General features: G+C 49.8%; 6 protein-coding genes. 2 read left to right on the plus strand and 4 right to left on the minus strand.

Going from position 1 to position 5,868, the window contains the following annotated elements:
• Together B2899_RS07500 and B2899_RS07505 are read left to right on the plus strand one after the other, a co-directional pair.
• On the plus strand, positions 1–1,158 hold a 1,158-nt coding region (locus B2899_RS07500; RefSeq protein WP_286884767.1), incomplete at its 5' end, for an aspartate ammonia-lyase.
• 213 nt (positions 1,159–1,371) lie between these two features.
• Complete coding sequence (locus B2899_RS07505) at positions 1,372–1,563, plus strand: alpha/beta-type small acid-soluble spore protein (protein ID WP_146809908.1); 192 nt, start codon at positions 1,372–1,374, stop codon at positions 1,561–1,563.
• 105 nt (positions 1,564–1,668) lie between these two features.
• Here the strand turns inward: B2899_RS07505 and hemY are convergent, their stop codons facing one another.
• The 4 genes from hemY to B2899_RS07525 all read right to left on the minus strand — a co-directional run.
• The gene (gene hemY, locus B2899_RS07510) at positions 1,669–3,111 is read right to left on the minus strand and encodes a protoporphyrinogen oxidase (protein ID WP_286884774.1); all 1,443 of its coding nucleotides are present in this window, start codon (positions 3,109–3,111) and stop codon (positions 1,669–1,671) included.
• Between the two features lie 6 nt (positions 3,112–3,117).
• Complete coding sequence (gene hemH, locus B2899_RS07515; RefSeq protein WP_286884769.1) at positions 3,118–4,053, minus strand: ferrochelatase; 936 nt, start codon at positions 4,051–4,053, stop codon at positions 3,118–3,120.
• A 21-nt stretch (positions 4,054–4,074) separates the two neighbouring features.
• Complete coding sequence (hemE, locus tag B2899_RS07520; protein WP_146809906.1) at positions 4,075–5,112, minus strand: uroporphyrinogen decarboxylase; 1,038 nt, start codon at positions 5,110–5,112, stop codon at positions 4,075–4,077.
• A gap of 89 nt (positions 5,113–5,201) precedes the next feature.
• On the minus strand, positions 5,202–5,868 hold a 667-nt coding region (locus tag B2899_RS07525), incomplete at its 5' end, for a M15 family metallopeptidase (RefSeq protein ID WP_286884771.1).

Genomic DNA, 5,868 nt, shown 5'->3' on the forward strand with positions numbered 1-5,868 from the left:
CAGTTTATCGTCGATCCGATTCAGGGGGGCGCCGGTACATCCATCAACATGAATACGAATGAGGTCATTGCCAACCGCGGTCTTGAAATTATCGGGGAAGCGAAGGGGAATTACTTTCAATTAAGTCCGAATACGCATGTCAACATGGCTCAATCGACGAACGATGCATTCCCGACGGCGATTCATTTAGCGACGCTTTCTATGTTGGAAAAGCTGTTGGCAACCATGCAAGAACTGCATGATACGTTTGCGAAAAAGGCAAAAGAATTTGATCATATTATCAAAATGGGGCGTACTCATCTGCAGGACGCTGTGCCGATTCGTCTCGGTCAGGAATTCGAAGCATATCGCCGTGTATTGGAGCGGGACATGAAGCGCATTAAACAATCCCGCCAGCACCTGTACGAAGTAAACATGGGAGCCACCGCCGTAGGGACAGGCTTAAACGCCGATCCGCGTTACATTAAGAGCGTTGTGAAGCATCTCGCTGAAATCAGCGGCTTCCCCATTGTCGGAGCGGAACATCTGGTGGATGCGACGCAAAATACGGACGCGTATACGGAAGTGTCGGCTGCACTGAAAGTATGTATGATGAATATGTCGAAGGTAGCGAATGATCTGCGCTTGATGGCTTCCGGCCCGCGCGTAGGCCTGGGTGAAATCTCGCTTCCGGCCCGTCAGCCGGGCTCCTCGATTATGCCGGGGAAAGTGAATCCGGTTATGGCCGAGGTTATCAATCAAATCGCATTCCAGGTTATCGGTAACGATCATACGATTTGTCTCGCTTCCGAAGCCGGTCAACTGGAGCTGAATGTAATGGAGCCGGTGCTTGTCTTCAATCTTCTGCAATCGATCAGCATTATGAATAACGGCTTCCGCGTGTTCCGTGAATACTGTGTGGAAGGCATTGTTGCCAATGAAGAGAAGCTGAAAGAATACGTGGACAAAAGTGTGGGTGTTATCACGGCCGTCAATCCGCATCTCGGTTATGAGACAGCGGCACGCATCGCCCGTGAAGCTATTCTTACCGGTAAATCGGTGCGTGAGCTGTGCTTATACTATAATGTGCTAACGGAAGAAGAGCTGGATTTGATTCTTGATCCGTACGAAATGACAGACCCGGGCATTTCCGGTGCATCCCTTTTGTTTAAAGATTAAATACCAATCGCTTTTTAGAGGAGAGTTCCATCGCTCTCCTTTTTTGTTTACACACTCGTCAGATAAACCATATAGAATTTTTACCATTCCAAAAACCAGGAAAAGGAACAGACATGATACTGTGTCTCTTTTCCCTGCTTGGAAACATGTTCGCTTCATAAAACTTCACCTCCGACACACACTAACAGTACTTCAAGCAGGAGGTGAAGAAGTATGGCACAAGGAAGAAACAAGCTGCTTGTTCCGCAGGCGGGACAACTGCTTGATCAGTATAAATACGAAATTGCAGCCGAATTCGGCGTACAGCTGGGCGCTGACACATATGCCCGCTCTAACGGCTCTGTTGGCGGCGAAATCACAAAGCGCTTGGTGCAAATGTCTCAGCAGCAGCTTAGCGGAAAATAACACATGAAAAAGTCGCATGGATGGGGCGTCCTGTATGACGCCTCTTTACATAAAAACAGTAAGAAAGCGACGGAATAAAGAAATTCGTCGCTTTCGTTATAACAATCATATCGTTTCAGCTACAAGCTCCGGAATGTGCAAGAACTTCAGCACTTTGTTCACGACAGCCTCACCCTGATCGATGCAGTCCGGAAGTCCGGCGCCATGGTACGGAGCACCGGCGAGGAAAATGCCGGGCAGGTGAGCGTTTAGCTCGCTCTCTAATTTATCCATGCGCCGCTGATGGCCGACCACGTACTGAGGCCGGATTTGCTTCCAACGAGTAATACGATAGAACTCGGGCTCCTGATCAATTTTCATGATTTTATTCAGGTCGGTAAGCACCGCTTTAATAATCTTTTCGTCCGATTCATACACAATCTCTTCTTCTCCTGCACGCCCTACAAAACAGCGCAGCAGTACTTTGCCTTTCGGTGTTGTATGAGGCCATTTCTTGTGCACCCATGTACATGCTGTAATGTTATAGTGTGCATTACGGGAGACGATAAAACCGGTTCCGTTGATATCCTGTTGAATGGCCGATTCAGTGAATGCAAGAGCAACGGTTGCCACGGATGTTGTCGGCATCTCTTTGAGCAAGTTGATAAATGGGTAGTCGCATAGCACCTCACGGGTCGTCTGCGCCGGTGTCGTCATAATGATGCTATCGACTAAAATGGTGGTACCGTCAGATAAGCGCAGCGAGTATCCCTCATCAGTCTTGGAAATTTTATCTACTTCCATATTCTTGCGGACACAGGCAGGGTCCAATCTTTGTTCAATTGCCTCTACGAGAGATTGAAGCCCGCCCTTTAGCGTGAGAAACGCGCTTGGCGTTTTTTTATCAGCGGCAGACCTGGGTTGCTTCGGCGTCGTGGACCGCATGCCAAGAATCAGGCTTCGGTACTTTTGCTCTACCTGATAAAACTGCGGGAAAGTAGACATTAGGCTTAAATCGTCAATATTTCCCGCGTACACACCGGACAAAAGGGGTTCAATTAAGTTTTCCACTACTTCGTTACCGAGACGATGGCGGAAAAATTCACCCAGCGAGCGATCTCCGTCTTTTTGTTCTCCGCGCGGCAGTACCAGATCAAGCGCAGCGCGTATCTTTCCGGCTGGCGAGAATAGCGAGGTGGTCACAAACGGTGCCAGCTTGGTTGGAATACCCATGATAGCACCGCCCGGAATTGGATACAGGCGGTCATTATTCAGGATATACGCTTGTCCTGTCTGGTTGCGCACCAGGTCATCCTCAAGCCCTACTTCTTTTACCAGACGAGAAGCGCTTGTTTTGCGCGCCAGAAAAGAATCCGGCCCACGTTCTATAACAAACCCGTTTGTATAATCGGTCTGTACCTGGCCGCCCAGACGGTCGGTTGCTTCCAACAATATATAGTTGATGGGCAGCTTCTGTTCACGAATCGCTTTCTGCAGGTAATACGCGGTTGTCAATCCGGTAATGCCGCCCCCGACAATCGCGACTGTAAGGGTTTCTTGCGTGCTCATCATTCATCACTTTCTTTCTTCTAGCTTCTTAAGTACGGCAGATGCGAGTGCTTCAATAAACGTGTCATGCGTATTCGGCATCGGCGGGCGCAGGTAGCGGATGCCTAACTCATCAGCCAAGTTTTTACACTCATAATCATTGTCGTACAGTACTTCAAGATGATCGGATACAAAACCGATCGGACAGAACACCATGGTAGTGTAGCCTTCGCTATGCAGTTCGCGCATTTTGTCCAATATGTCCGGACCGAGCCATGGCTCCGGTGTACGGCCCGCGCTTTGCCAGGCGGTTGTATAATGCGGTACACCGGCCTTCTCGGCAATCATCCGTGCGTTGTCTGCAATCTGGTCCGGATACGGATCATTCATCTGAATAATTTTTTCCGGCAGGCTGTGCGCCGAGAAAATAACAATGGTTTTGTCGAGTTCCGCTTCCGGAATGGCCGCAACAGTTTCTTTCAACTGCTCCGCCCAATAGCGGATGAAGGCAGGCTCTTCATGCCAACTGTCGATGGAATGGATAACAGGACCGCCGAGTTTCCCGCTTTCTTCATGAGCGCGGCTGTTATACGATCTGGCGCTGAATGTCGAGTAGTGGGGGGCCAATACGATACTCACCGCTTCCTTGATGCCGTCCGCGTGCATACGCCTTACACCGTCCTCGATAAACGGCGTAATATGCTTTAGGCCGAGATACGATTTGAATTCATATTCGTCCTGCATACGATTAAGCGCTATTTCAAGCGATTTGGCCTGCTCTTCCGTAATGCGGGCGAGCGGGGAGATGCCTCCGATTTTTTCGTAGCGCTCGGTCAGCTCCTGCAGCAGTTCCGGCGTTGGTCTGCGGCCACGGCGGATATGTGTATAATACGGTTCAATCTCTTCGGTGCTGCGCGGCGTTCCGTATGCCATCACAAGAAGCCCCATTCGTTTTGTCGTCATCCTCATAGCCCCGCTTTTTTATTATTTTCCTGTTGAATATTCGTGAATAAACGCGGTTAAGCGCTGTAGAGTTTCAACTTTCACTTGCGGATACACACCGTGTCCAAGGTTAAAAATGAACCCCGGAGTCTCCATTCCTTGATCCAAAATCTCTTTCACTTTTTGCTTGAGCTGCGGCCAATCAGCGAGCAGAAGACCGGGATCGAGGTTGCCCTGAACCGTCTTGGTGACGCCCTGCTGGCGAGCCGAAGCAATGCTTGTTCTCCAATCGAGTCCGATAACATCAAGCGGCAGCTTGTTCCATTCTTGAAGCAGGTGGCCGGCCCCGACACCGAACATAATCTTCGGTGCTTCCTCTTCTTTAAGAGCGGAGAAAATACGGTTCATAATCGGAGCGACGAATGTCGCATAATCTTGGGCATTTAATGCACCTACCCACGAATCGAATACCTGTACTGCCTGAGCGCCTGCACGGATTTGCGCCTGCAGATAAGCGATCGTCATCTCGCCCAGTTTATCCATTAGCAGATGCCACGTTTCCGGGTTGGAATGCATGAACGCTTTCGTTTTATAGTAATTGCGCGAAGGGCCCCCTTCAATTAAATAGCTGGCCAGCGTGAACGGTGCGCCTGCGAATCCGATAAGCGGGACCGGCAGTTGTTCGCGCAGCAGTTTAATCGTATCGAGAATATACGGCACATCTTCCGTCGGATTAAGCGGTTGCAGTTTCTCGACGTCTTCCCGACAGGTAATTGGATGGTCGATGACCGGGCCGATGCTGGATTTGATTTCAACATTCACACCCATGGCCGGCATCGGCGTCATAATGTCGGCAAATAAAATGGCCGCGTCTACGCCTAACTGCCGGATGGGAAGCATAGTAACTTCCGCGCATACTTCCGGATGGTGCGTAATTTCAAATAGCGAGTATTTCTCGCGAATCTTTCGATATTCAGGCTGGTAGCGGCCTGCTTGTCTCATATACCAAACAGGTACATGGGCATGCGCTTCTCCACGACAGGCTTTTAAAAAATTATCATTAAATGGCTTTGTGCTCATTTTGCCACACCTTTCCTTTCGGTAAACGTAAAAACGATAAAAACCTTCCTATTGTACGATAGCACATCTCTCTTCCAAAAGATAAGGAGTTATTGTGACAAGTACTCTTCGAGCGTGATGCCTTTACGTGTGATTTCTTCTGCGGCTTCCTTGCCCACATAACGTATGTGCCAAGGCTCGTATGAATAGCCTGTCACGGCTTCTTTGCCTTTCGGGTAACGGATGATGAATCCGTGTTTTGCCGCGTTTTTGGCGAGCCATTTGCCTTCCGGCGTGTCACCGAAGTTTTCTTCCAGCGTATAGCCGACGCGTTTGCTCGTAATGTCAATCGCAAGTCCGGTCTGATGTTCGCTCTGTCCGGGATGAGCGCTAACGGTGTTGGCTTTTTCCTCGCTGCCGTATTTTTGCGCAAGACGCTTGAAAATAGCTTCTTGTGTATCGTAGCTGCGATAGGCGGATTGCCCGACAATGTCAATATTGTCCTGCCTGGCTTGGGCGAACAGATTCTCAAGCGCGCGGGCCGCCTCTTTTCGCATAAGCTTTTTCGGGCTTTTGCCTTCAAATGAAAACGGAACATTCGGTTGAACCAAGTCCGGCGGCTCGTACTCCGGCTTGAGATTGCGCTTCTTGTTGACGACGACAAGCGTGTCGAGCATATTGGTTACTTCCATTGCGCCGTCTTTACCCGGAGCGACAGTGGTGGCCAGCGCTGCCCGCACTTTTGGCGAATTGGCGTCCGATTTCTCCTGTTTGGCG

Origin of the sequence: Aneurinibacillus sp. UBA3580 (assembly GCF_002375825.1) — a bacterium.
GTDB classification, from domain to species: Bacteria; Bacillota; Bacilli; order Aneurinibacillales; family Aneurinibacillaceae; genus Aneurinibacillus; species Aneurinibacillus danicus.

Bases quoted from the DNA above. Each gene is read 5' to 3' on its own strand.
- B2899_RS07505 (WP_146809908.1), top strand. From the start codon at position 1,372: ATGGCACAAGGAAGAAACAAGCTGCTTGTTCCGCAGGCGGGACAACTG.
- hemY (WP_286884774.1), bottom strand. From the start codon at position 3,111: ATGAGCACGCAAGAAACCCTTACAGTCGCGATTGTCGGGGGCGGCATT.
- hemH (WP_286884769.1), bottom strand. From the start codon at position 4,053: ATGACGACAAAACGAATGGGGCTTCTTGTGATGGCATACGGAACGCCG.
- hemE (WP_146809906.1), bottom strand. From the start codon at position 5,112: ATGAGCACAAAGCCATTTAATGATAATTTTTTAAAAGCCTGTCGTGGA.